This is a genomic window from Actomonas aquatica (assembly GCF_019679435.2).
In the GTDB taxonomy this organism is placed as follows: domain Bacteria; phylum Verrucomicrobiota; class Verrucomicrobiia; order Opitutales; family Opitutaceae; genus Actomonas; species Actomonas aquatica.
This window is the reverse complement of the sequence record NZ_CP139781.1, coordinates 1,061,905-1,087,161: the sequence shown is the minus strand read 5'-3', so window position 1 is coordinate 1,087,161 and position 25,257 is coordinate 1,061,905. Positions and strand designations below refer to the sequence as shown.

The following is a 25,257-nucleotide window of genomic DNA, read 5'->3' as shown; positions in this document are numbered from 1 at the left end:
GATTTTGACGCAAAGGCGCGAAGCCGCAGAGTTGGTGACAGGTAGGTAAAGCCTTAAACTTCATCTTCTTCCTTCACCTCGCGGCCGGCGGGGACGCCGGCTACCCCAAGGGCTGGCAAGCCAGCCCGCTACAGGGAGACGAGTGTAGGGGCTTGGCTTGCCAAGTCCGCTGCGTTGGGTGGCAGCGCGGCGCGATCCAGACGGAGCCGAAACCGAAAACACGAGGTGCTTCGAATTTGTTTCCCCTAGATACCAGCTCGCTAGCGACCAGCCACCAGTTTCAGTTTTCAAACCGGAAGACCAGTTCGTCGGGTTTGGCGTAGCCGAGGCGGCGGCGGATGACCAAGGACACGTAGTCCGGGTCGGTGCGGAGGCGTTGCAGGGTTTCTTCCTGCTCCTTGAGTCGGTTCTCCGCGATGCGCAGGCGCTCTTTCACGACGCGTTCGGTCTGCTTGCGCTGATCGTATTCGGCTTTGGTCTGGAAATAGACCGTGGTCGAGCCCGCCGCCATCGCGACGAACACCAGCGCCATTACGATCATGACCACGCGTTGCATGCGGGCGACGGAAGTCGAGGGTGGTGACCTTGTCAAAGTGGGAAAGTATCGCCGAAGCGATAAGGTGTGAAAGTGGGTGGCGACTAGGTGCTGGTTGCTGGGTGCTGGAAACTGGTGGGTTGGCTGCTGGGGGCTGGAACCGAGAGGCAGGGCTGTTTTTTAACCACGGATGGCTTCGCCTACCGGCTACGCACTGGAACACTATGAGTGTAGAAACAAATCTCGTAGTCGGGACCTCAGGAAAAGGAGTGGGGGGGCCGGGGCAACGAGGAGCGGCCGAGACGGCCGCTGCTACAGTTTGAGGGGGATGTAGCCGCGGGCGTGTCGCCCGTGGCCCTTAACCTTCATCTTTCCCCTTCACCTCGCCGGCCGGCGGCGCGGTCGGGGGAATTGGGTTGTTAAAGAAACGCGAAGGGGTTTGGCGCGGACAGGTTTTGGCGTGCGTTTGCGTTCAGCTCTCTCATGGTGAGCGGCTTATGTATCAAGGTTACTACGGCCTCTCGGAGATGCCGTTTAACATCACCCCGGATCCCAAGTTCCTCTACTTGAGCCCCACGCACCAGGAGGCGTTGCAGCATTTGCTCTACGGTCTGCAGGAGCGGAAGGGGTTCATCGTGCTGGTGGGCGAGGTGGGCTGCGGCAAAACTACGCTGTGTCGGCGCTTGCTCAATGAGATCGAAGACACGGAGTGGGATACTGCCCTGATTCTGAATCCGCGGGTCAACGAGGTGGAGATGCTGCGGGCCATCCTGGGCGAGCTGGGCGTGGAGACGGCCAAGGATGTGGGCCTCCATGATTTGATCGCGCAAATGCAGGCGGTGTTGCTCGAGCGCATCGCCGCCGGACGCGAGATCGTGCTGATCATCGATGAGGCGCAGAATCTGTCCTTTGAGGTGCTGGAGCAGATCCGGCTGATTTCGAATCTCGAAACCGACAAACAGAAGCTCCTGCAGATCGTGCTGATGGGGCAGCCGGAGCTGAAGGACATCCTGGCGCTGCCGGAATTGCGCCAACTCCGCCAACGCATCCTCGTGCACTACGAGCTGAAGACGCTCACGCGCAATGATGTGGCTCACTACATCCGCCATCGGCTCACCTTGGCGGGCAGCCAGGGACGTCCGCAGTTCACGAGCTGGGCCGCCCGCAAGATCCACCGCTACTCGGGGGGCATTCCCCGCATCATCAACAACGTCTGCGACAAGTCTCTGCTGGCTTCCTTCATCCGCGAGTCGGATGAGGTGACATACTGGGACGTGAGGCGGGCCATCAAAGATGTCCGTCGCCTCACTTTCTAGGGGCTGGATGCTGGGTTTCTGGGGGCTGGTCTCTGGGGGGGCTGGATACTGGTTTTTTGGGTGCTGGGTTTCTGGGGGCTGGAGGCTGGCGGTGCGCCTACGCCGGGGCTTGGGCGGGAAGGGCTGGTTGCTAGGCGGTGGGGATTGGTAGACTAGGTAGGTGCAATCATTTGGATTTTGTAACATGTAGTTCCCGTCACCCTCTCGCATCATGTCCTATAAGTCCTTGGAAGTTTATCGTCGGGCTCACGCCTTCGGTCTCGCTTGTCACCAACTGAGTCTCCGTTTGCCGAAGTATGAGCTCTACGAAACGGGCAGCCAGTTGCGGCGGGCATCGAAGTCGGTTTCGGCGAATCTAGTCGAAGGTTATGGTCGGCGAGACTACCCGCAGGACTACCACCGTTTCCTCATCGTTTCGCGAGCCTCCAACGACGAGTCACTGGAATGGCTGACCTACGTCGGCGAATGCTACCTTGAGCTCAAGCCGAACGTGGATGAACTCATGGCCGACAATGAGACGGTGGGTCGTATGTTGACGCGATTGATTCAGTCGCAAAGTGATTCCGCCAGCGCCTAGTTTGAGAGCACTCCACCACCCAGCTACCAGCAACTAAACCCCAGCACCTAGCCGATGAGTTTAATCAACGAAGCCCTGAAGAAGGCGCAGAAGCAGCGGGCGGATGAGGCGGCGGCTCAGTCGGGGGCGGTGCCGCCGCCGGGGAGTGGGTTGGGCGGAGCGAAAACTCCCGGGTCTCCACCTCCGCCGTCGAAGCCTCCACGGGCTCCGGCCTCGGGGAGCGATTTTGAGGGCGATGATGACGGCCGCGGGGCACGTCGGTCGGATCCGTTGGTGGCGGCGCGGTCGCGTCGGGCCGGCGGTGGCTTGAGTCGGTGGGCGATGCCGGTGGGCGTGGGGGCCGTGATTTTGATCGGTGGCGTGTGGTGGTTTGGGCGTGGTGACAGTGCTGGTGCTGGCGATGGCGATGGTGACGCGGGCGAGCCGGCGCGTGTTGGTGCTGTTGCGTCGGCGAGTCGTGAGGCCGACGTGGCTGGTGCGGCGAACGCGACGGATGCGGCTAATGCGGCTGGTCAGGTGAGTGAACCGGCGGCGACTGCGGTTGCGACTGCGGTTGTGGTGACTCCGGTGGAGGTCGAGGAGGATGAGGAGGGTCGGGCGGTCGTGGATGAAACGGCGGTGCCGGTGGTGGCTGCGACTGGAGTGGCGGCGGACGAGGCGAACGAAGGTATGTCGGGCATAAATGTGCGAGAGGCAGACAAGCGGCTCGACCAACAGCAGAGCGGGCAGGGCTCGTTGGCCGTGAGGGAGGTCGTTCACCTGGTTGACCCATCGGAAGGGGCGGGTGAGAGGCAGGAGATGTCGGGCATGAAGCCCGACCCACAAGGTTATGCGAGGGAAGAGCCGGTGGTGACGGTGCCGGCGCGGGCAAGTGGTGGGGGATTGACGATTTTGACCGATGCGGAGGCGACGCGCTCCACGGCAGCGGTGGTGAATGCTGGTGGTGCGGCGCGGCCGAATGAGGCGGTGTTGCGCTATTTGGAGCGTTCCCGCGTGACGGGGGTGCGGGTGTCGGCGACCGATCCCAAGGTGCTGATGAACGACCGCGTCTACCGGCTCGAAGATGTGGTGGATCGCGACCTGCAGCTGCGGGTGATTGCGATCACGGATCGGGAACTGCAGTTCCGGGATCCGCAGGGTTTTGTTTATACAAAGCGGTTTTGAGCTGGGGGGATGGTCGCTGGTCGCTGGGACCGAGAGGCAACGTTAGCGCGAGCAAGCTCGCGGCCTACGCCGAGGGGGCGGCGGACAAGGTCTTAAGGTCTGAAAGTCTTAAGGTCCTCAGGTCGAGTCTGCGGGTGGACCCGCTCCCCGGTGGGGCGGTCCGCCGAGAGGGCATCCGCCTTCGCCAAGGCTACGGCGGACAGGTTCAACGGGGAGCGGCCGAGACGGCTGCTGCTACACTCGGACGGGGATGTAGCCGCGGGCGTGTCGCCCGCGTGTTGCGGTGGAAGGGCAGCATAGGCGGCGCGTTGCGCCGCAGCAAAAAGCTGATCGCTGACCGCTGATCGCTGATCGCTAACCGCCTAGCGACGGTCCCCTTCAATTTCACCTCGCCGACGCTGTCGGGGACGAACGCGTTTGTGGGGCGGGCGTCGGCGGAGGGGCAACGCTTACGCGGCCGAGGACGTCCGCGTCCACCCTCGAGATCTATTCGGGGGCGGCTGGCTTACTCTTTTACCAGGTCGACGAACTTCCAGGGGAAGTTGTCGAGGGGGGTGCTGTGGTAGTGGAGGACTTTGTCGCGGTCGATCAGGCGAGCGCGGGTGTAGTGGTAGATGGGCATGATGGGCATGTCCTCGAGGAGGATGGCTTCCATCTCGTTGTAGATCGAAAAACGTTCGTCGTCGTTGGGGGCGTTGAGCGCGCTTTCGAGCAGGGTGTCGTAACGTTCATTGACCCAGCCAGTGTCGTTGTTGCCGCCGCCGCCTTTCCAGAGGTCGAGGAAAACGTGCGGATCGACGTAGTCGGCGATCCAACCGCCGCGCGAGATGGTGTAGTTCAACTCGTCCTGGGCATCGAGGTAGACCTTCCACTCCTGGTTGTAGAGGCCGACGGTGATACCGAGGTTCTGCCGCCACATCTGCTGGATGGCTTCGGCGATGATCTTGTGTTTCTCGGAGGTGTTGTAGTGCACATCGACCGGCGGGAAACCTTCGCCGTTGGGGAAGCCGGCTTCGGCGAGCAGGCGTTGGGCTTCGGCGACGTCGGCCGTGAATTTGTGCTCCGACTTGTAGTCGAGCAGGCCGGGGGGCACGACGTTGTAGGCGGGCAATTCGTTCGCGAGCGTGACCTTCGAGACGAGCGCTTCGCGGTCGATGGCGTAGGTGAAGGCTTTGCGCACGCGCGGGTCGTCGAAGGGCGGACGCGTGACGTTGAAGCGGTAGAGGTAGATGCCGTTGTAGGGCGCGATCTCGATGTCGTCGGGGCGCTCGGCTTGGTAAACCGGAATCTTGGAAAGCGGCACTTCGTTGGTCACGTGGAGCTGACCGGTGCGGAACATGCGCTCTTCGGTGTCGAGGCTTTCGATCGGGTAGAAGTGAATCTCGTCGAGCTTCACGTTCTCCCGGTCCCAATAGGTGGGCGAGCGTTCGACGACGATCTTGCGGCTGGGGAGCCATTCTTTGAGCGCGAACGGGCCGTTGCCGACGAAGGTATCGGGACGGGTCCATCCGGAGGTGCGATTCTCCAAACCGCCATGTTCGGCGATGACTTTGATCGGCACCGGGAACCAGGCGTAGTGGTTCATGGCGTGGAGCAGGAAGGGCGTGCGCTGCTTGAGGGTGAGTTCGAGGGTGTGCTCGTCGAGGGCTTTGAAACCGGTCTCGCTGAAGTCGGTGAGTTTGCCCAGGTGGTAGTCCTCGGCGCCGACCACGTGGTAGAGCATGTAGGCGTATTCAGAGGCCAATGACGGCGTGAGCATACGTTTGTAGGAGCCCACAAAATCGGCGGCGGTGAGGGTGTCGCCGTTGGACCACTTGGCCGCGGGGTTGAGGTGGAAAGTGTAGACGAGTCCGTCGTCGGAGATGTCCCAACTCTGGGCGACACCGGGGACGATCTTCAGGTCGGGGTCTTCGGAGACGAGGCCTTCGTTGAGGGCGAGCATGAGGCGGTGCTCGATGGTGCCGGTGATGATTTGGGGATCGAGGTCCTGAGGTTCGGCGCCGTTGCCGAAGTGGAGGACTTTGAGGTCGCCGTCGTCCCGGCCGCCGGCGCCGCCGCAGCCGGCGAGAAGGGTGAGGATGAGGGCGGAGCAGACGATGCTGAGCAGCGATCGGAGTTTAAGCATGGGCTTAAGACAGCCAAGAGCGTGCCGGGGGCAAGGATTGGCGGCGCATTGCGCCGTCGAAATGGTAAAAACTGGTGGGCTGGGAGCTGGGTGTTGGGGACGGTGGGTCAGGGGCCGAGAGGCAGGGCTGTTTTTAACCACGGATGGACACGGATGGCTTCGCCTACCGGCTACGCACTGGAACCTATGAGTGTAGAAACAAATCTCGTAGTCGGGATCTCAGGAAAAGGGGCGGAGGGGCAGGGAGAGCGGCCGAGACGGCCGCTGCTACATATTGATGGGGATGTAGCCGCGGGCGTGTCGCCCGCGTGTTGCGGGGGGATGGTCGCTGGTGGCGAGGTGCTGAAAGCTGAGCGCTGGTCGCAGGGACCGAGGGGCGGGGCTACGCGGCCGGGGACGTCCGCGTCCACCTCAGGAGGCTGCGATGGTTACGGGCGCTGGGCGTCGCGGGTGGACTTAAACTCGGTGCCGGGGAGCCACTCGGGGACCTCTTCGGCGTTGGCGAGGCGGCGGCCGAGTTCGTGCAGGAAGTTGGCTTCCTGGGCGATGGCTTCGAAGTTCCACAGGTCGCTGATTTCATCGCTCACTTTGTGGTAGTGCTTGGCGGTATACTCCGCGCGTTTTTCGTCGATGTAGTTCTCCGGGAAGCCGATCGCGATGCGACCCGCTTTGCTGTAGAAGGCGGGCACGCCGACTTTGGCGAAAGAGAAGTGGTCGCTGCGGTAGAAGAAGCCTTTTTCGGACTGCGAGTCGGGCAGGAGGAATTGGCCGTTTTCGGCGGCGAGCTCGGCGGCGACGTCCTCGATGGTCGTGCTGCCTGATCCGATGATTTCAATGTCCTTGGTGGGGGCGTAGATATTGGCGCCGTCTTTGTTGATGTTGGCGATGGTGTCGCGCAGGGGGTAGAGCGGGTTCTCGGCGTAGTATTTTGAGCCGAGCAGGCCGCGTTCTTCGGCGGTGACGAAGAGGAAGAGCAGGGAACGGTCGGGACGCTCGGCGGGGGGCGTGGCGGCAAAGAGGCGGGCGATCTCGAGCACGACGGCGGTGCCGCTGGCGTTGTCCATGGCGCCGTTGAAGACTTGGTCGCCGGGCAGGCGTTCGTCGCGGCCCATGTGGTCCCAGTGCGCGGTGTAGATGACGTATTCGTTTTTCAATGACGGATCGGAACCCTCAACCAGGCCGATGACGTTCTGCGAGTCGACGGTGCGGGTGGTGTTGGTGACGGTGTAGTCGAGGGTGGCGTTGAGCGGCACGGGTTCAAAGTCGCGGCGGGCGGCGGCGGCTTTGAGGGCGGCGAAATCGTGGCCGCCGGCGGCGAAGAGTTTTTCGGCGAAGTCGCGGGAGATCCAACCCTCGAGGCCGACGCGAGAGGCGTTGCCATCGGCGCTGGCGAGGGAGAAAGATTCGCGACCGGAGCCGGCGGTGAGCACGGCGAAGGGGTATCCGGCGGGGCCGGTTTCGTGGACGATCAGACAGGCGGCGGCGCCGAGGCGGGAGGCTGTTTCGTATTTGTAGTCGTAGCGGCCGTAGTAGGTCATCGCCTTGCCCTTAAACTGGGCGTCATCGAGTTTGGTGGGATCGGCGGGATCGGGCAGGGGCGGATCGTTGACGAGCACGACGATGGTTTTGCCGGTGACGTCGACGCCCTTGAAGTCGTCCCAATTGAACTCTGGGGCCTGCACGCCGTAGCCGAGGAAGATGACTTCGCTGGCGGTGGCGGCGATGGGATCGGCGGTCACGCGCTTGGAGGCGGCGGTATAGTCGTTGACGAGCACGGGCTCGAGGGTTTCGTCGCCGACGGAAAAGGAGAGTGAGGTTTTGGAGGTGATGCCGACGAGGCCGACGTCCTGCGTGTAGGTGCCGTTGGGGTTGCCCGGTGCGACGTCCATGGCGGTGAGTTGATCGATGAGGTAAGCGACGGTTTTGTCTTCGCCTGCGGAACCCGGGTTGCGGCCTTCGAAGTCGTCGGAGGAGAGCGTGGCGATCATCTCGTGGAGATGGTCCGGCGAAGCGCGATCGGCTGCGAGTGACGCGAGCGGTGCGACGACGGAGGTGAGGCCGAAGGTGGTGAGCAGGAGTGCGACGGTGCGGATGGCGCGGCGCGAGGGGCGGAGGTGTTGCATGGCGGGGGAGAATGGGCGGCGCGGTCGGGCGGCAAAAGCTGAAAGTGGGTAACTGGTAGCTGGGAACTTGAGCCGAGAGGCATCCTCCTACGCCGAGGCTTCGGCGGACAGGGGAGGTGAGCGAGAGGCACGGGGAGCGGCCGAGACGGCCGCTGCTACATTTTGAGGGGGATGTAGCCGCGGGCGTGTGGCCCGCGTTTTGCGGTGGTGTGGAGACGGATCGGGCGAAGCCTCGGCCACGTTGGAAGCGGCCGTGGGGCAGGGATAGCGCGAGCGATCTCGCGGCCTAGACTGAGAGGCAGGGCGACGCGGCCGGGGACGTCCGCGTCCACCGTGGGCGCGCTATTCTGAGGTCTTTAGGGAGACGTGTTTGTAGGGGTGGTGGTCGAGGAGCGTGGGAAACCAGCCTTGGACGGAGGGGTGGAGGGCGAAGACGTGGGTGTAGGTGAAGAGGGGGAGGATGGGGGCGTCTTCGAGAAGAATGGTCTCTGCTTGTTGGAGCAGACTGCGGCGCGTGGCGGGGTCGCTGGCCTGAGTCGCTTCGTCGAGGAGGCGGTCGTAGTCGGCGTTGGCCCAGCCGGTGTAGTTGTTGCCGCTGTCGCTGCGGAAGACGTCGAGAAAGGAGGTGGGGTCGTTGTAGTCGGCGATCCACGCGGAACGCAGGAGGTCGTAGCCGCCGGTGCGCCGGGTCTCGAGGACCGTTTTGTTCTCCATGTTCCGCAGGGTCACGGTGAGACCGAGGTCGCGTTGCCACATGGCTTGGAGGGCCTCGGCGACGAGTTGGTGATTCTCGGAGGTGTTGAAGAGGATTTCGATCGTGGGGGCGTTGGTGCCATCGGAGTAACCGGCGTCGGCGAGCAGGGCGCGGGCGGTCGCGAGGTTGTAGGTCAGGCCGGCGGGTGGTTGGTAGCCGGCGCCGGTGCCGGTGGGCACGTAGGCGGCGGAGGGGATCTGACCGCCGCGGAGGATGTTTTCGACGATGGCAGTGCGATCGGTGGCGTGGTTGAGCGCTTGGCGCACGCGGGGATCGGCGAGGAAATCGTGGGTGGTGTTGAGGCGGAAGAAGTAGGTGCCGAGGTAGGGATCGATGCGCAGGCGCTCCGGCGTTTCGCGGCGGTAGGTGTCGATCTTGGCAACGGGCAGGGCGTCGGTGAGGTGGATTTGGCCGGCGCGAAAGGCGCGTTCTTCGGTGTCGACGCCTTCGAAGGGGTGGAAGTGGATGGCGTTGAGCGTGACGGTGGCGGCGTCCCAGTAGTGCGGGTTGCGGGTGGCGACGATGCGTTCGCCGCGGCGCCATTCGGTGAGTTGGAAGGGGCCGTTGCTGACCAGGGTTTCGGCTCGCGCCCACGGGGTGGTGCGGTCGAGTGGATCGCCGATAGCGGCGATGGACGGCAGGTGCACGGGATACCACATCCAATGCTGGAGCAGGGAGAGGAAGAAGGGCGCGGGGTAAGCGAGCGTGACCTCGAGGGTGTGGGCGTCGGGGGCGCGAACACCGACGGTGGTGAAGTCGGTGGTTTCGCCGCGGTGGTAGGCTTCGGCGCCGTCGAGCACGTAGAGCAGGTTGGCGTAGTCGGCGGCGAGTTGCGGCGAGAGCACGCGTTGCCAGGAGTCGCGGAAGTCGGTGGCGGTGACGGGATCTCCGTTGGACCAGCGGGCGTCGGCGCGCAGGTGGAAGGTGTAGTGACGGCCGTCGGCCGAGATGTCCCAGGAGGCAGCGACGCCGGGCACCGGGGAGAGGTCAACCGGGTCTTCGGCGATCAGACCTTCGAAGAGGGCGGAGAGGACATTGTAGTCGGTCGTGCCGGTGGCGAGGTGGGGATCGAGATTGGCGAGTGCCGGGCCCATGCCGCGGTGAAGGGTCTGCGTGCGGTTGCCGGATTCGACGTTGGTCTCACGCGGTTTGCAGGCGGGCAGGGCGAGGAGCAGGGGCAGGGCGAGCGCGACGGAGAGGGCGTGGCGGGCGGTGAGGCAGGCGTGGTTTTTTAACCACTGATGGACACAGATGAACACAGATGGGATAGCCGCAAAAAGGTAGAGGAGGCGCAAAGGGAAATGGAGCGGCGCGTTGCGCCGCGGTCTTAAGGTCTGAATGTCTTAAGGTCTGAAGGTCGAGTCTGCGGGAGGACCCGCGACCCCAACGGCGCGTTGCGCCGTCGAAAGGCTGATGGCTGACAGCTGATCGCCTATCGCTGGGACCGAGAGGCAGCGAAGTTTAACGCAAAGACGGCAAAGGACGCGAAGAACGCATCCACCTACGCCAAGGCTTCGGCGGACAGGGAAGACACAGAGACGGGAAGGGCTGAGAGGTATCCGCCTACGCTGAGGCTACGGCGGGCAGGAGCGAGAGGGGAGCGGCTGAGATCACCGCAGTCGCGGGACAGGCGCCCGCTGCTGATAAATCTATGCGGGATGTAGCCGCGGGCGTGTCGCCCGCGTGTTGCGGTGGGGGGCGTAGGGCGGCGCGTTGCGCTGTCGAAAAGCTGATGCCTGACCGCTGACAGCTGATCACCTAGCACCTAACACCTATCGCCTACCGCGCTGGCGCTTCGGGGCGGTGGATGAGGGCGACTGCGTGGGCGGCGATGGCTTCGGCGCGGCCGAGGCTGCCGGCGCCTTCGTTGGTGGTCGCTTTGAGACCGAGTTGCTCAATCGAGATGCCCGCGGAGGTCGCGAGGTTTTGTTTCATCTCAGCCAGGACCGGGGCGATCTTGGGTTTTTCCGCAATGAGGGAGGCGTCGATGTTGCCGATTTCCCAGCCGCGCTGACGGAGCTCGGACGCGACCCGGGTGAGCAGCTTTTGTGAGTCGATGCCTTTGTAGGCCGGGTCGTCGTTGGGGAAAAAGTGTCCGATGTCGGGCAGGCCAGCGGCGCCGAGCAAGGCGTCGCAGATGGCGTGGGTGAGGGCATCGGCGTCGGAGTGGCCGTCGAGTCCGTAAGCGACGTCGAAGGTGACTCCGCCCAAAACCATGGGGCGACCGTCAACGATGCGGTGGATGTCGTAGCCGTGTCCGATGCGGAAGGGGATCATCGGGGGGATAGCCGCAAAAAGGCGCAGAAGGCGCAAAGAGAAACGGAGCGCTGGTGGGCTGGTTGTTGCTGGGTGCTGGGGGGGCTCGTAGCTGGGGACTGGGTTGGGGCAGGCGAGCCAGCCCGCTACAGGGGGCGCGTGTTGGGGCTTGGCTTGTCGAGTCCGTTGCGGTGGGGGCGCCGAGGCTGGAAGCCTCGGCCACGTTGGGTAAGCCCCACGGGGGGCGGCGGTCGCAAGGGGCCCACTTACTCAGTCGATTGCTGGGACTGGTGCAGGTATTCGAACCAGGGGAGGTCGGCGGGGGTGGTGAGCTTGGGGTTGGGGTGGGTGTTCTCCAAGAGCGCGACGGGGTGACGGAGGAGTTCCACGGCGGCGGCGTCATCGGTGAGCTTTACGCCGCGGTTGGCGGCGCGGTTGTAGGCTTTGACGATGAGCTCCCGGGCGAAGACTTGCGGGGTCTCCATCGCCCAAAGTTCGTTTCGATCGAGGGTCTTGAGGTGACCGGTGTCGCGATGAAGTTTGATGGTGTCGGTTACACGGTGGGCGAGCACGACGGCCTCTTCCTTGCGCACAATTTTGTGCAGGGCGATGAGGTGTTCGACGCGGACAAAGGGGCGGGCGCAGTCGTGAATGAACACCTGCTCGATGTCGGCCGGCAGCGCGTCGAGGGCGTTGGCGACGGAGTATTGGCGTTCGCTGCCGCCGGGGACGAAGAGGGTGGGCGTGGGCGCGAGGGCGGTGAGCTCGAGCATCTGTCGCTGGTCCCGATAGACGACGACGTAGAGATCGGCGACGCCGCTGGCGGCAAAGGTGGCGGCGCTATGGGAAAACACCGGGATGTTGGCCAAGGGGGCCAGGACTTTGTCGGTGACGGAGTCGGCCATGCGTTTGCCGGAGCCGGCAGCGAGGAGGATGGCAGCGGTGCGAGACATAGTGGGGAAAACGCTAAAGAGCTAAAACGCGGAAACGCTGAAAAAACGAGGGGGCGGCTACGCGAACTGCGGGAAGGTCAGCAAAGCCAAGTCGCCCTCAATTGCGAGTGGGGTAATGAGATAGGCGCGACGGCACTTTGTTTCGTCAAACGAAACTTTGGTGGCCGTCGCGCGGGTCGGATGTGGGCTCAGGCGAGGCTGAGCTCCGAGAGGATGGAGCGGGCGGCGGCGGCGGGGTCGGGGGCTTTGTAGATGGGGCGGCCGACGACGATGTGGGTGGAACCGGCGCGGGCGGCGTCGGCGGGCGTGGTGACGCGGGACTGGTCGCCCTTGTCGGCGCCGACGGGGCGCACGCCGGGGGTGACGAGTTGGGTGTTGGTGGGGAGATCGGCGTGGAGTTGGCCCACCTCGAGAGGGGAACAGACGAAGCCGCTCATGCCGGCGTCGATGCCGAGTTGGGCGAGCCGGGAAACCTGGGTGGCGGGATCGTTGCCGCAACCGATGGCGGTGAGGGCGGCGGCGTCCATGGAGGTGAGCACGGTGACGCCGAGGAGCTGCAGGTCGGGCTTGGTGGTCTGCTGGGCCTGCACGGCGGCGGCCATCATGTCGCGTCCGCCGAGGGTGTGGAGCGTGAGCATGTGGATGGGCAGGACGCTGAGGGATTCGACGGCTTTGGCGACGGTGTTGGGGATGTCGTGCAGTTTGAGGTCGAGGAAGATTTTGAAACCCATGTCGGAGACCTCGCGCACCCAATCGGGGCCGTGGGCGGTGAACATCTGCAGTCCGATCTTCACCCAGGACAGGGAGCCGTCGAGCTGGCGGAGCAGCGGGCGGGCGGTTTCGCGGTCGGGGACGTCGAGGGCGAGGATGAGTTGGGTGGGCATCGGGAGGATAAAAGCTGAAAGGGGGAAACGCTGGAAAGCTGAAATGCTAAAAGGCTGAGATGGGAGACGGGGCCGGGGTGGCTGAGAGGCAGGGTTTTTTTAACCACGGATGGACACGGATGGCTTCGCCTACCGGCTACGCACTGGAACCTATGGCTCTAGCAACAAATCATAGAGTAGGGGTCTAAAAAAGGGGGGCGCATGGAAAGAGGGCGTATCGCCCGAGTGGTTCGGTCGGGAAAGGGCTGGCGAGCCAGCCTGCTACAGAGGCGAGTGTAGGGGCGTGGCTTGCCATGCCTGCGGCGGGGCGGCACCGAGGCTGGAAGCCTCGGCCACGTTTGGGGGCCGAGGGGCAGGGAGAGCGGCCGAGACGGCCGCTGCTACAGTTGGTTGGGGAGTTGGTTGGGGATGTCCGCGGTGGGCGTGTTGCTGCGTGGTTTGGTGAGGAAGGGGAACGTCGGCGGCTACTCGGGGGCACGATATTGGCTGGTGGGGGCGGCGGGGGTGTGGTGACTTGAACGGGATGCGTTCCTATTTCTGTCCGGCTAAGATCAATGCCTTCCTCGCGATCACGGGGCGGCGGGACGATGGCTTTCATGAATTGGTGTCGGTCGTCGCGCCGCTGGAGTTTGGCGACGCGTTAGAAGTGACGCCGACCGACGATGGCGCGTATTCACTGACTTGCGACGATGCGGCGGTGCCGACCGGTGAGGACAACTTGGTGCTGAAGGCGGCGCGGGCCTTTGCGGCGAAGACCGGTTGGACGGGCGGCGCGGGCTTTCATCTGCGCAAGCGCGTGCCGATGGGCGCGGGGCTGGGAGGCGGCAGCAGCAATGCGGCGATGGCGTTTCGGGCGCTGAATCATTTGGCCGGTGAGCCCTTGGACCGGGGGGGCTTGGAGGCGTTGGCCGCAGAGGTCGGGTCCGACTGCCCGCTGTTTTTGCGCGATGCGCCGGTGATCATGCGGGGACGCGGGGAACGCTTGGAGGATTTGCCGGCGGAGGTGGTGCAGCGCTTGGCTGAGAAGCGGGTGTTGGTGTTTAAACCGGGTTTCAGTATCAACACGGCGTGGGCTTACCGGACCTTGGCGCAGGGCGCGCCGCGCGGGTATCTGCCGACAGCCGATGCGGAGGCCTGGTTGCGGTCGTGGATCAAGACCCCCGTGGCGTCGGTGCATGATTTAGGGTTCAATTCGCTGGAGGTGCCGGCGTTCGATAAGCACCTCGCGTTACCCACCATGATAAAAGTTTTGCAGCACAAGCATGGGGTGCGGGCCCGGATGAGTGGCAGCGGCAGTGCGTGTTATGCGTTCTTGGATACGGATGCGGCGGTGGATGACATTACTGCAACGATCCGGGAGGGATGGGGGGAGGCGGCCCTATGTGAAGTGACGCGGATCAGGGACGGGGTGTCATAAATCCGGATTGACCCCTCTGGGAGAGGGATCGTTATCGTGTGACGCCGCCCCCGGGAGACGCTGTTGCTATCCCTTTCCTCCTCGCCACTTCCATCCACTCTTGCATGTCCGAAACTGATGCCAATTCCGAGCTGATCCTCCAAGGGATCTCAGCGTCGCCGGGCATCGCTTACGGTCCGACCTTTGTTTATCGGAAGGCGGAACTCGAGGTGCCGGAGTATCAGGTTACGGCGGACAAGCGGGCGGCCGAGGTGGAGCGGCTTAACCAGGCCCTCATGACCACGCGGGGCCAGATCACGGTGATCCGGGATCAGGTGGAAAAGAATCTGGGGCCCGATGAGGCGCAGATTTTCGACGCCCACCTGATGGTGTTGGAGGATCAGGCCCTCATCTCCGAAACCGAGCGCGAGATCGAAACATCGGGGCGAAATGTGGAGGCCTGTTTCAACACGGTGGCGCAGCGTTATATTCGGGCCTTTGCCGAGATCGACGACGAATACCTGCGCGAACGGGCGGGCGATATCCGCGACGTGGCGTTTCGGGTGCTGAACAATTTGATGGGCCACACGGCCGAGAGCCTGAGCGAGCTGCTGGGGCGACGCATCGTGGTGGCCGACGATATCGCGCCGTCGGATTCGGCGACCTTGGATCGTTCTTCGGCGCTCGGCGTGGTGACCCAGTCGGGCAGCAAGACCAGTCACGCGGTCATCGTGGCGCGTTCGATGAAGGTGCCAGCGGTCGTGGGCGTGCGCGGAGCGATGGAGAAAATCAAGGACGGTGACGAGGTCATCGTCGATGGTTACGACGGCATCGTCATTGTGCGTCCGAGCGAACGCACGCTCTACCGTTACGGAGAGCTGCGCAGCGAGAAACAGTCTTTCGAAAAGCGGCTGATGGACGCGGTGCAGGAGCCGGCCGTGACGCTCGACGGCGCGCCGGTCGCGTTGCGTGCCAACATAGAAAAACCAGACGAAGTGGAGTTGGTGCGGGAGCACGCCGCGGAGGGCGTGGGGCTGTTTCGCTCGGAGTATCTGTATCTGGCGGCGCCGCGCGTGCCGTCTGAGGAGGAGCAATACCAGGCCTACAAGACGGTGGCGGAGGCCTTCGGTGATGCGCCGGTGGTGATCCGCACGCTCGACCTCGGTGGCGACAAACCGATGAGCGGTGCGCCGCATCTGTTCCCGCGCGAGGACAACCCGTTCCTCGGCTTCCGGGCGATTCGCTTTTGCCTCGAGCACCACGACATTTTTAAGGCGCAGTTGCGCGCGATCCTGCGGGCGAGCGCACATGGCAACGTGCACATCATGTTTCCGATGATCAGTGGTTCGCGCGAGCTGCGCGAGGCGCGGCGGTTGTTGTCGGAATGCTGTCAGGAACTCGCCGCCGAAGGCGTGCCGCACAAGGCGGACCTACCGGTAGGCAGCATGATCGAGATCCCGAGTGCGGCGCTCATGGCCGACAAACTCGCGCGCGAGTGTGATTTCTTCAGCATCGGCACCAACGACCTGATTCAATATCTGATCGCGATCGATCGCGTGAATGAACGCACGGCGCAGCTCTACGAGCCGGCGCATCCGGCGGTGCTGCGCGTGATCCGCGAAGTGGTGGCGGCGGCGCACAAGGCGGGGATCAAGGTCAGCGTGTGCGGCGAAATGGGCGGGGATCCGGTGTTTGTGCCGCTGCTCCTCGGCATGGGCGTGGATGAGCTGAGCATGACGCCGCCGTTGTTGCCGGCGGCGAAGTATTTGATCCGCAACATGCGCATGGATGAGGCGCGGGAGCTGGCGGCGCGAGCCGAGGCGTTGGATGCGCCGGAGGATATCGAGCGTATTTGCGTCGAGTTTTACCGCACGCACATGCGGATGTGAAGGGGGGGGGCGGCGCGATGCGCCGTCGAAACGCTAAAACGCGGAAAAGCTAAAACGCTGAAAAGCTGACGGCTGACGGCCTATCACTTATCGCTGGGACCGAGAGGCAGGGAGGTTTTTTAACCACGGATGGACACGGATGGCTTCGCCTACCGGCTACGCACCGGAACCTATGAGTGTAGAATCAAATCTCGTAGTCGGGATCTCAGGAAAAAGGGAGGGCGGAAGGCGGCTCGATTCGCCGTCGAAATGCTGACGGCTGAAAGCTTATAGCCTTCCGCCTTCCGCCTACCGCTGGGACCGAGAGGCAACGTTAGCGCGAGCGATCACCGCGCCGTGCGGGACAGGGCTCGCGGCCTACGCGGAGGGGCAACAGCCTGGAAACACCGGCGCTTAGAAGTTGGCGCTGGTTTCGAGTTGGGCGCCGGGGGGGAGTTCGATTTCGCCGAGGGCCGTGCACTCGGTTTCGTCGTTCTTCCAAATCGTGAGCTTCACCGGTTCGGTGGCGGCGTCGGACTCCCAGCGCCACTTGCCGATCGAAACGAACTGCAACGGGGTGCCTTCGTCGCGGCTGAGGCCGGGGCCGTCGCCGCGAACGAAGAGACGATTGCCGATGCCGATGTAGGCCGTCACGGTGAGGCGCGTGATGCCGTCGGATGAGGGCGCGGGGGGCTCGTCGTCGATCCCTTCCTCTTCCTCTAGGTCTTCATCGGCATCCGGTTCGAGAGCGTCGTCGGGTTCTTCGGAGACTTCCTCCGCGGGAGCGGGTTCATCGGATGCGAGAACCAGATCTTCCTCGTCGTCGAAATTCTCAGCATCCTCGTCGGGTTCCGCTACCGGATCAAAAAGGGAGGGCTCAGGCGGCGGCGTGGGTTTTTTCTTCGGCTCAGCCTTCTTGGTTTTGGCCTTTTTCTTAGGCGCGGGTTTGGCGGGTTCGGGAGTGGGGGCAGGCTCGGCGGTAGGTTCCTCGGCGTGGTCGATTTCGGGCTCGGGCTCAGGCTCCGGTTCCGGTTCCACGACCGGGGCTGCGGGAGGGAGGTCCTCAGGCTCGGGCTCAGGCTCTGGTTCCGGGTCGGGAGCGAGCGCCGCGGTCGGTTTAGGAGCAGGAGCTGGGGCGATTGCAGGAGGTGGCGGCGCGGAGGGGACTTGGTCCAAGTGGGTTTCGAGCTCGGCGAAGCGTTGGCTCACTTGGGTCTCCAGGGCAGTAAGTTGTTCGGCCAGTTTTTCGAGCAGTTGGGTGGTCGACTCCTGGGCGCTGGCCTGCTCCTCGCGCACTTGATCGAGGTCGGAGCGCAGGGCTTCAACTGCCGTCGCGTGCTGGTGGTTCTCTTTAGATTTGGCCGACTGCCGGGCGGCTTCGATCGCAGCGGGCAGCTCCTCGATGGAGTGCAGGTTGCGTTTGGTGATCTCGGCGATCTCGTGCAGGCCGTTGGCGGCGATGCAGGCTTGGTCGGCGGCGCTGGCGGTGGTGCGGGTGAGCGCCTCCAGCGCGTTTTGGCGCTCGGTGAGCTGTTGGTCCTGCTGGCGGGCGTAGCCGACAATGAAGGGCGCGAGGCCCAAGCCCACCGCGATGCCGGCGCTCACCACGATGCCGACAATGCTGGCGGTGGAGGGCGTCGAGCCCGCTTGGTTGATCAAGTAGGCGGTGATTCCGAGGAAGATCACGTCGCCGATGAGAAAGGGAAGTTTGGGCAGCTTCGGGGCGTCGTCGGGGAGTTCCATGTGACGGGAAGCAGCGAAGCGGAAAAGGCGTCGTTCGGAAATGCTGAAATGAGCGGACCGGGGTGATGGGCGCTTTGGGGTGGCCAAACGGAGCCCGTTGATCAGGGTCGGGGCCAGCGACATGAACTTTCCGCATTTCGTGCGCATCGAACAAGAAGCGAGCGATGGCTCGACGCAGTATTTTGTGGTCCATACGCACGACCCCAAGATGGCGGTGAAGTTTGCCGCCGAGATGGTGAACGGGAAAGTGAGGCCGGGCACGATTCAGCGGCTGTCGGTGCCGAACTCGTGGGCGGGACAGTATTCGCAATACGCCAAACTGCTCTCGAAGGCGGAGGCGTTTTTCCGGGCATCGCTGGCAGGAGAAGAGACGCGGGTTTGGGAGCGTTGATGGGCTGAGACTGACGGGCGGAGAGCTGGGAGGCTGTGAGGCAATGGGTGGTTTGACGCAGAGGCGCAGAGACGCTGAGAGCGGTGGTGGAGGAAGGTGACTTGCGGGATGGAGAGCGGCCGAAATCACCGCAGTCGCGGGACGGGCGGCCGCTGCTACGACTAGACTGAGCGGGCACCGAGGCTAGAAGCCTCGGCCACTTTTTTTGCGGGCTCAGGTTAGGGCGCGCCAGGCGCGGCCGATGAGGGAGATGAGGATGCCGATGCGGATGGCGCCTTCGAAGGTGAGGATGACCAGGATCCACTTTAGCCCGGCATTGCGGCGCAGGGCGTAGCCGAACAGGCCGACGCCGATCAGCACCGCCATGTGCATTCGCGTGAACGGGTAGTAGAGCATCGGGCCCATCCACATCCAGTAGACCACCAGAAAGAAGACCCACCAGCCGGCGAGGCGATTGGGCGGCCCTTCCTCGCGCGGGTCGGTGCCGCGCTTGATCTGTTTTACGCCGATGTAGCGCTCGCTGACGATGAGTTGCACCAACTCGAAGAGCGCAAAGAAAGGGGCGGCAAAAACAGCGTTGGGCACGAAGTCCATCGGCGGCGGACGTTGGCGGCTGCAGGGGGCTCTGGGCAATGGCAATTACGTCGGTTCAACGCGTTGCACCAGCGAAACGCCGCTGTTGCATTTATGGCGTTGCGGGAACCGAAAGCCATGCGGCAGGTTTTCCCTTCGATGGCCCAGTCTTCCCCGTCCGAAATCATCGCATCATTCAAATCCGCCGGCCAAGAGCAGGTTTTTGCCTACTTCGAGGAGCTGTCGCCCGACGCGCAGGAGGCCTTGTTGGCCGAGGCAGCGGAGATCGATTTGGAGGAGATCGCGCGACTGAAACGTGAGTTGATCGACAGCGATCACGGCGCGGCGGTCGACCTCACCGATTTGGAGCCGGCGGCCTACGAAAAGCTGCCGGAAAACGGTGGCAATGGTGCCGCGTGGGCGGAGGCCGCCGAGGTGGGCGAGGAGGCGCTGCGCGCAGGCCGCGTGGCGGCGTTCACGGTCGCCGGTGGTCAGGGCACGCGTCTGGGTTACGACGGACCCAAGGGCACGTTCCCGGTGACGCCGGTGAAGCAGAAGACCCTCTTCCAAGTGTTCGCCGAGAAAATCGCCGCCGCCGGCAAACGCTACGGCACGACGATCCCGTGGCTGATCATGACGAGCCACCAGAACCATGCGGCGACCGAGTCCTTTTTCCGCGATCACGCTTTCTTCGGTCTCGCTGAATCGCAGGTGAAGTTCTTCCGCCAAGGGCGCATGCCGGCGGTCGATCTCGACGGCAAAATCATGCTCGAGAGCAAAGGCCACATTGCGATGTCGCCGGACGGCCATGGCGGTTCGCTGCGGGCGCTGGCGCGGAGTGGCTCGCTCGATTTTCTGGCGGAGCAGGGCATCGACATCATCAGCTATTTCCAAGTCGACAACCCGCTCATCCGCATCATCGACCCGGCCTTCATCGGCTGGCACGTGCTGGGTCAGTCGGAGATGTCGAGCAAGACGGTGCCGAAGGCCTACGCCGGCGAAAAGGTCGGCCACTTCTGCACCCAACGCGGCCAGACGGTGGTGGTGGAGTATTCCGATCTGCCGACCGAGCTGCAGGAAGAGACCGACGATGCCGGTGAGCTGCGCTACCTCGCGGGCAGCATCGCGATTCACGTGCTCGATCGTGAGTTTGTGCGTCGGCTGGCGCAGGGCGGGGAACCGCTCGTGGGCACGGTGCAGGCGGCGCAATCGCTGCCTTTCCATCGCGCGAACAAGAAGATCCCGACGGTCGATGCATCCGGCGAAACGGTGAAACCGAGCGAGCCGAACGGCGTGAAGTTTGAGATGTTTGTGTTCGATGCACTCCCGTTTGCGAAGAATCCGGTGATCATCGAGACGCGCCGCGCGGACGACTTTTCCCCGGTGAAGAACGCCGAGGGCGTCGACAGTCCGGCAACCTGCCGCGACGACCAACTGCGTCAGTTCGCTCGTTGGGCCAATGCGCACGGCGCGGGTCTGGCGGTGGACGACAGCGGCCTGCCGGCGGTGGGCTTCGAGGTCGCCCCCAGCTTCGGTTACGACGAAGCGTCGTTCGCCGACTCCTGGGAGGCCGCCGATCCGAAACCGACGATCGCCGACGGCACGGTCCTGGAGTGATTTTTTGTTTTAACCGCAGATCACGCAGATAGCCGCAGATCCTTTGGGGCAATGTTTCGGGCTCCTGGAGAAGACGTCCCTCACCGCGAACTGAGCGGTCAAATCATCGCTGCCGCGAGGAGGGTTACCTGAATAGCACGGGACTGAAGCTCGCCTTGCGGTTGAACTTCAAACACGCGAAGCTTCAGGTGCTGTATGTCACCAACGCCTAGTCCGGCTTCTGCGCCCTTCTGCGACCTCTGCGGTCAAACCACGTAATATTTCATGAGCACCCTCGAATCCATTAAAGCGGCCGGTGAGGCCGGTCATCTTCTTCCGTCTACCGTGGGCAACGCGTCCACGTGGCTGCAGGCGGGTTTGCCCGATTGGGTGAACCAGAGCATCGACGAGCTCGTGGCCCAGCAGGCTTGGGACGAGCTGAACGACCGTTTCTATCGCGAGCTCGCCTTCGGCACCGGCGGCATGCGCGGCCGCACCATCGGTCGCGTCGTCACCAAGGTCGAGACCGGCACGCCGAGCGAGCAGGGCACGCCCGAACACGCCGCCGCCGGCAGCAACATCCTCAACGACTTCACCCTCGTGCGCGCCACGGTCGGCCTGTTCCGCTACGTGAGCGGCTTCCTCAAGGACGCCGACCGCCCCGAGGTGCCGACACTCGTCATCGCCCACGACGTGCGTCACTTCTCCCGCCACTTCTGCGAGCTCGCCGCCTCGACTTGGGTGAAGCTCGGCGGTGACGCCTTCATCTTCGATGGTCCGCGTTCGACCCCGCAGCTCAGCTTCAGCGTGCGTTGGCTCGGTGCCCACTGCGGTGCGGTCATCACGGCCTCGCACAATCCGCCGCACGACAACGGCTTCAAAGCCTACTTTGAAGACGGTGCCCAGGTGGTTGCTCCGCACGACAAGGGCATAGTGGATCAGGTCAACGGCGTGCCGCTCAGCGAGCTCTCCGAGTTCCTCGACGTGTCCGGCGATCGAGTGATCACGCTCGGCCGCGCGGCCGACGACGCCTACCTCGCCGCTGCGTCCAAGGCGGTGATCGACACCGAGATTTTTAAGCAGACCAAACTCTCGATCGGTTTCACCAACATCCACGGCGTGGGTGGCGTGGCCTCGATGCCGCTGCTGGCGCACGCCGGTTGCGACGTGAGTGAAGTGCCGGAACAGGCGGGTTTTGATCCACGTTTCCCGACGGTGAAATCGCCGAATCCGGAGAACGCCGAGGCGCTCGCGCTGGCGGTCAAGATGGCCGAAGAGAAGGGCCTCGATGTCATCGTCGGCACCGACCCGGACTGCGACCGCATGGGCTGCGCGGTGCGCGGCAACGACGGCAAGATGCACCTGCTGACCGGCAACCAAATCGGCGCGCTGCTGGCCGATTACCGCATCTCCAAATACAAGGAGCTCGGTTGGATCCCGCAGGACGGCTCCGAGAATGTCGCGCTGGTGAAGACCTTCGTGACCTCCCCGCTGCAGGACGCCATCGGCAAGGGCCACGGTGTGAAGGTCATCAACACTCTGACCGGCTTCAAGTGGATCGCCTCGAAGATGCGCGGTTACGAAGAGAAGCTCACCGCCGCCATGCTGCAGCAGGGCATCGGTCTCGACTACGACGCGACTCCGTTTGAATCGCGCGCCAAGTTGCTGCAGGAACATTCCACCTTCTACGCCTTCGGCTCCGAAGAGAGTTACGGCTACCTGCCCAACGACTACGTGCGCGACAAGGACGGCAACGCCGCCTGTCTCATGTTTGCCGAGTTCTGCGCCTGGGCGAAGAGCCGCGGCGAGACCGTGCTCGATCGCCTCGATGCGTTGTATCAGAAGCACGGATACTACACCGAAGGCACCATCAATCTGTATTACGAAGGCGCGACCGGCGCGGAGAAGATCAAGCGCATCCTCGACACCTACCGTTCGAATCCGCCGGAGGCGTTTGGCGACGTGAAGGTGGCCAAGTTTGAGGACTTCGGCGTGCAAGACATCCGTGACGCCGACCTCGAGCTCATTCCGAAGCAGGACTTGTATTTTGTCACACTGAGCAACGGTTATTCGTTTGCCGCGCGCGGCAGCGGCACCGAGCCGAAGATGAAGTTCTACGTGTTCGCCAACGCGCCCTTGGAAGACGGCGTCGACCTCGCCACGGCGAAGGCCCAAGTGGCCGCGGAGTTGACGAAAGTGAAAGACGCCATCGAAGCCGATGCCAAGGCGCGAGCCGAAGGCTGAGCGCGAAGCGCAGCTAGCAGTGTTTGAAGAGAGCCACCCAACCGGGTGGCTCTTTTTTTGTGTTGGGGGACGGCGGCGCATTGCGCCGTCGAAAGGCTGAAAGCTGACGGCTGATCGCTGAAAGCTTATACCCTATCGCCTATCGCTGGAACCGAGAGGCAACGTTAGCGCGAGCGAGCTCGCGGCCTACGCCGAGCGGCAGAGACCAAGAGGCGGACGGGGCGACGGAGAGCGGCCGAGATCACCGCAGTCGCGGGACAGGCGGCCGCTGCTACATTGCGATTGGGATGTAGCCGCGGGCGTGTCGCCCGCGCGTTGCGGTGGAAGGGCTGGCTGGTGGCTGAAAGCTGACCGCTGAAAGCTTACAACCTATCGCCTATTGCACAGACCGAGAGGCAGGCGTCGACGCGGCCGGGGACGTCCGCGTCCACCTGAAGACTCGCTTTATTTTTGCGCGTGGTCGGCGGCGCGGAGGACGGTGTCGGCGTGGAGGCGGGCGGTTTTGATCCGGTCTCGGTTGTAGCCGCCGCCGTAGAGCACGACGGTGGGCACACGACGGGTCGTGACGAGATCCAGGATGTGATGGTCGCGCGCGGCGAAGTGTTCGTCGGTCAGGCGCATCTGGCCAAAACGGTCGTCGATGTGCAGGTCGGCACCGCCGATCCAAAACACGAAGTCGGGGGCGAAGTCATCGAGGGCAGGGGAGAGGGTCGACTCCAGTTGCTCGAGGTAGTCGGCTCCCTCGACGTAGCGTGGCAGCGGCACATCCAAGTCGCCCGGGGTTTTCGCGGCGGGATAGTTTTTGCCGACGTGAATGGAGTAGGTGAAGACCCGGTCCTCGGCGGCGAAAATGCCGTGCGTGCCATTGCCTTGGTGGGCGTCTGTATCGACTACGAAGATACGGAGCTTGGGGCGAGTGGTGTGGAGTTCGCGAATGGCGACGGCGACGTCGTTAAGGACGCAGTAGCCGAGTCCGCGGTCGGCAAAGGCGTGGTGAGTGCCGCCGGCGAGGTTGCAGGCGAGGCCGTCTTCGAGGGCGGCCTGGGTGGCGGCGAGGGTGCCGCCGACCTCGAGGGCAGAGCGATGGAGCAGGGCTTCGCTGGCGGGTAGACCGAGGCGCACGGCATCGGCTTTGACGAGGGCACCCGCGCGAATGCTGGCGAGATAGGTCGGGGTGTGAACGCGGTGGAGTTGCTCGATGGATGCGGGCGCGTGCGAGTGGATCGTGATCGCGGGGTGGTTCGCCTCGCGGAGCATGGCTTCGGCGCGCCAGAATTTGTCCATCGGGAACGGGTGTTCCGGGGGCAGCGGGAAGACGTATTCGGGGTGGTAGAAGCAGCGCATTAGGGCGGCGGTGAGGCAGAGGTGTTGTTGGCCGCAAAGAGGCACAAAAGGGCGCAAAAATCGAAAGTGTGGTGCGGTTGACGCTGGAGGCTGGAAGCCTCGGCCACGGGGGGGGATTTGGTGCTCAGGGGCGGTCGGCCCGGCGGTTCGACCCTATCCGGATGAGTTGGGTGGCGCTGAGGGCGGCGAGGGCGGTGGCGATGGCGAAGCCGGTCAGCATGGCAGGATAGCCGACTCCCAGTTCCAAGAGGATGCCGGCGATGGCAGGACCGGCGGCGGACGAGAAGACGGCGAGCGCGCCGGTGAGGCCTTTGATCGTGCCGAGTTGGGCCGGACCGTAGAGTTCGGCCCAGATGGCGGTGAGCACGTTGCCGGAGGAGCCGGCGGTGAGACCGGTGAGGACGAAGAAGCCGATTCCCGCGGCGGGATGTGTGCCCCAGGCGAGGAGGAGAAACGCGAGGGTGACCGGCACCGCGACCCAGGGGGCGAGGCGGATGGCGCCGACGCGGTCGATGCGGTGACCGGAGGTGAGCGAGGTGCCGGCGCGGAAACAGGCGAAGAGGGTGAAAAGCGACGCCATGAAGGTGGTGCTCCACCCCTTTGAAACGGCGATGGGACCTTGGTAGAGGAAGGCGGCGGTGATGAGCATGGGCAGCAGGACCTGCACGGGCAGCATCCACCAAAAACGGGCATCGGTGCCCATGAGTTTGAAGGCGGCGATGAGCTGGCGGCGCGTGGACGGTTTGGGGCCGGTGGTGAGGTCGCTGGCCACGAAGGTCTCGAAGCGGGCGCGAGCGATCAGTCGGGTGGCCGCCCAAGGCAGAACGGTTAGGTAGAACAGCCCGAGGGCGATCCACATGAAGCGCCAGTCGATCCAGATAAGCAGGGCCGCGGCGAGCGGTGGCAGGATGCCTTCACCGAGGGGATAGCCGAGGGAGGTGAGGCCCAGGGCGAGGCCGCGACGGCGTTCGAAGCCCTTGGCCATGGTGGTGTTGGCGATGTGGGTGACCAGACCGGGGCCGCAGAGGCGCAGGCCGACCACGGCGAGGAAGAGGATGGCGGGATGCACGACAAACGCCATGACCAGGGCGGAAAGGCCCAGCGCGAAGAACACGCGGCGGGTGTAGGGGGCCAACGGCGTCGTGTCGTAGTGGGCGGCGGCGAAAGGCAGAATGAGCGCGCCGACCAAGGTGCCCGCGGCGTAAACGGTGCCGAACTGGCCTTCGGTGAGCGGCAGGGCGGCGACCAGCGACGGCACAAACATCGAGATGAAGAAGGTCTGGCCGACGCTGGTGAACAGCGTGGTGCCAAAACCGAAGGTCGCCTCGACCGGTTGCTCGCGGATGAATCGCAGGTAGCCCATGTGCGCCGCGCATTCCGGGGACGCGGGCGGGGGATGTCGATAGTCGTGGGGG

General features: G+C 64.0%; 19 protein-coding genes. 8 read left to right on the top strand and 11 right to left on the bottom strand.

Features of this window, described 5'->3' with window-relative positions; translation table 11 throughout:
* Positions 1–280: 280 nt before the first annotated feature.
* Positions 281–556, bottom strand: a complete 276-nt coding sequence (locus K1X11_RS04125; RefSeq protein ID WP_221033009.1) for an FtsB family cell division protein — start codon at positions 554–556, stop codon at positions 281–283.
* Between the two features lie 476 nt (positions 557–1,032).
* Here K1X11_RS04125 and K1X11_RS04120 point away from each other — a divergent pair, with 476 nt between their 5' ends.
* From K1X11_RS04120 to K1X11_RS04110, 3 genes are all read left to right on the top strand, one after another.
* A complete protein-coding gene (locus tag K1X11_RS04120) occupies positions 1,033–1,851 on the top strand; it encodes an ExeA family protein (protein WP_221033008.1) in 819 nt (272 codons plus the stop codon).
* A gap of 211 nt (positions 1,852–2,062) precedes the next feature.
* Entirely contained in the window at positions 2,063–2,428 is a 366-nt protein-coding gene (locus tag K1X11_RS04115; protein ID WP_221033007.1) for a four helix bundle protein, read from the top strand.
* A 54-nt stretch (positions 2,429–2,482) separates the two neighbouring features.
* Positions 2,483–3,592, top strand: coding sequence for a hypothetical protein (locus K1X11_RS04110; RefSeq protein WP_221033006.1), 1,110 nt, complete (start codon positions 2,483–2,485; stop codon positions 3,590–3,592).
* Between the two features lie 505 nt (positions 3,593–4,097).
* On the opposite strand, the gene K1X11_RS04105 is transcribed toward K1X11_RS04110, so the two are convergent.
* The 6 genes from K1X11_RS04105 to pyrF all read right to left on the bottom strand — a co-directional run bounded on the left by K1X11_RS04105 (position 4,098) and on the right by pyrF (position 12,687).
* Positions 4,098–5,717 carry a peptide ABC transporter substrate-binding protein gene (locus K1X11_RS04105; RefSeq protein ID WP_221033005.1) on the bottom strand — a complete coding sequence of 540 codons (1,620 nt, stop codon included), beginning with the start codon at positions 5,715–5,717 and terminating at the stop codon, positions 4,098–4,100.
* Between the two features lie 428 nt (positions 5,718–6,145).
* On the bottom strand, positions 6,146–7,840 hold the full coding sequence (locus tag K1X11_RS04100) for a M28 family peptidase (RefSeq protein ID WP_221033004.1): 1,695 nt from the start codon (positions 7,838–7,840) through the stop codon (positions 6,146–6,148).
* 342 nt (positions 7,841–8,182) lie between these two features.
* A complete protein-coding gene (locus K1X11_RS04095) occupies positions 8,183–9,853 on the bottom strand; it encodes a peptide ABC transporter substrate-binding protein (RefSeq protein WP_324726081.1) in 1,671 nt (556 codons plus the stop codon).
* A 520-nt stretch (positions 9,854–10,373) separates the two neighbouring features.
* On the bottom strand, positions 10,374–10,871 hold the full coding sequence (gene ispF / locus K1X11_RS04090; protein WP_225919703.1) for a 2-C-methyl-D-erythritol 2,4-cyclodiphosphate synthase: 498 nt from the start codon (positions 10,869–10,871) through the stop codon (positions 10,374–10,376).
* 245 nt (positions 10,872–11,116) lie between these two features.
* A complete protein-coding gene (gene ispD / locus K1X11_RS04085; RefSeq protein ID WP_221033003.1) occupies positions 11,117–11,803 on the bottom strand; it encodes a 2-C-methyl-D-erythritol 4-phosphate cytidylyltransferase in 687 nt (228 codons plus the stop codon).
* Between the two features lie 188 nt (positions 11,804–11,991).
* Entirely contained in the window at positions 11,992–12,687 is a 696-nt protein-coding gene (pyrF, locus tag K1X11_RS04080; protein ID WP_221033002.1) for an orotidine-5'-phosphate decarboxylase, read from the bottom strand.
* Positions 12,688–13,210: 523 nt separating this feature from the next.
* On the opposite strand from pyrF, the gene ispE reads away from it, so the two are divergent.
* Together ispE and ptsP are read left to right on the top strand one after the other, a co-directional pair.
* Positions 13,211–14,104 (top strand): 4-(cytidine 5'-diphospho)-2-C-methyl-D-erythritol kinase, encoded by an 894-nt coding sequence (gene ispE / locus K1X11_RS04075; RefSeq protein WP_225919702.1) that lies wholly within the window; start codon positions 13,211–13,213, stop codon positions 14,102–14,104.
* Positions 14,105–14,208: 104 nt separating this feature from the next.
* Entirely contained in the window at positions 14,209–15,972 is a 1,764-nt protein-coding gene (ptsP, locus tag K1X11_RS04070; RefSeq protein ID WP_221033000.1) for a phosphoenolpyruvate--protein phosphotransferase, read from the top strand.
* A gap of 393 nt (positions 15,973–16,365) precedes the next feature.
* Here ptsP and K1X11_RS04065 read toward each other — a convergent pair whose 3' ends face one another.
* On the bottom strand, positions 16,366–17,694 hold the full coding sequence (locus K1X11_RS04065; RefSeq protein ID WP_221032999.1) for a hypothetical protein: 1,329 nt from the start codon (positions 17,692–17,694) through the stop codon (positions 16,366–16,368).
* A 139-nt stretch (positions 17,695–17,833) separates the two neighbouring features.
* Between K1X11_RS04065 and K1X11_RS04060 the strand changes: the two genes are divergently transcribed.
* A complete protein-coding gene (locus K1X11_RS04060) occupies positions 17,834–18,085 on the top strand; it encodes a hypothetical protein (protein WP_221032998.1) in 252 nt (83 codons plus the stop codon).
* A 213-nt stretch (positions 18,086–18,298) separates the two neighbouring features.
* Here the strand turns inward: K1X11_RS04060 and K1X11_RS04055 are convergent, their stop codons facing one another.
* Entirely contained in the window at positions 18,299–18,679 is a 381-nt protein-coding gene (locus K1X11_RS04055; protein ID WP_221032997.1) for a hypothetical protein, read from the bottom strand.
* Between the two features lie 138 nt (positions 18,680–18,817).
* Between K1X11_RS04055 and K1X11_RS04050 the strand changes: the two genes are divergently transcribed.
* The gene (locus tag K1X11_RS04050) at positions 18,818–20,275 is read left to right on the top strand and encodes a UTP--glucose-1-phosphate uridylyltransferase (protein WP_221032996.1); all 1,458 of its coding nucleotides are present in this window, start codon (positions 18,818–18,820) and stop codon (positions 20,273–20,275) included.
* A 264-nt stretch (positions 20,276–20,539) separates the two neighbouring features.
* Positions 20,540–22,498 (top strand): phospho-sugar mutase, encoded by a 1,959-nt coding sequence (locus tag K1X11_RS04045; RefSeq protein ID WP_221032995.1) that lies wholly within the window; start codon positions 20,540–20,542, stop codon positions 22,496–22,498.
* Positions 22,499–22,942: 444 nt separating this feature from the next.
* Here K1X11_RS04045 and K1X11_RS04040 read toward each other — a convergent pair whose 3' ends face one another.
* A complete protein-coding gene (locus tag K1X11_RS04040) occupies positions 22,943–23,842 on the bottom strand; it encodes a histone deacetylase family protein (RefSeq protein ID WP_221032994.1) in 900 nt (299 codons plus the stop codon).
* Positions 23,843–23,966: 124 nt separating this feature from the next.
* On the bottom strand, positions 23,967–25,205 hold the full coding sequence (locus tag K1X11_RS04035; RefSeq protein WP_221032993.1) for an MFS transporter: 1,239 nt from the start codon (positions 25,203–25,205) through the stop codon (positions 23,967–23,969).
* Positions 25,206–25,257 lie beyond the last annotated feature (52 nt).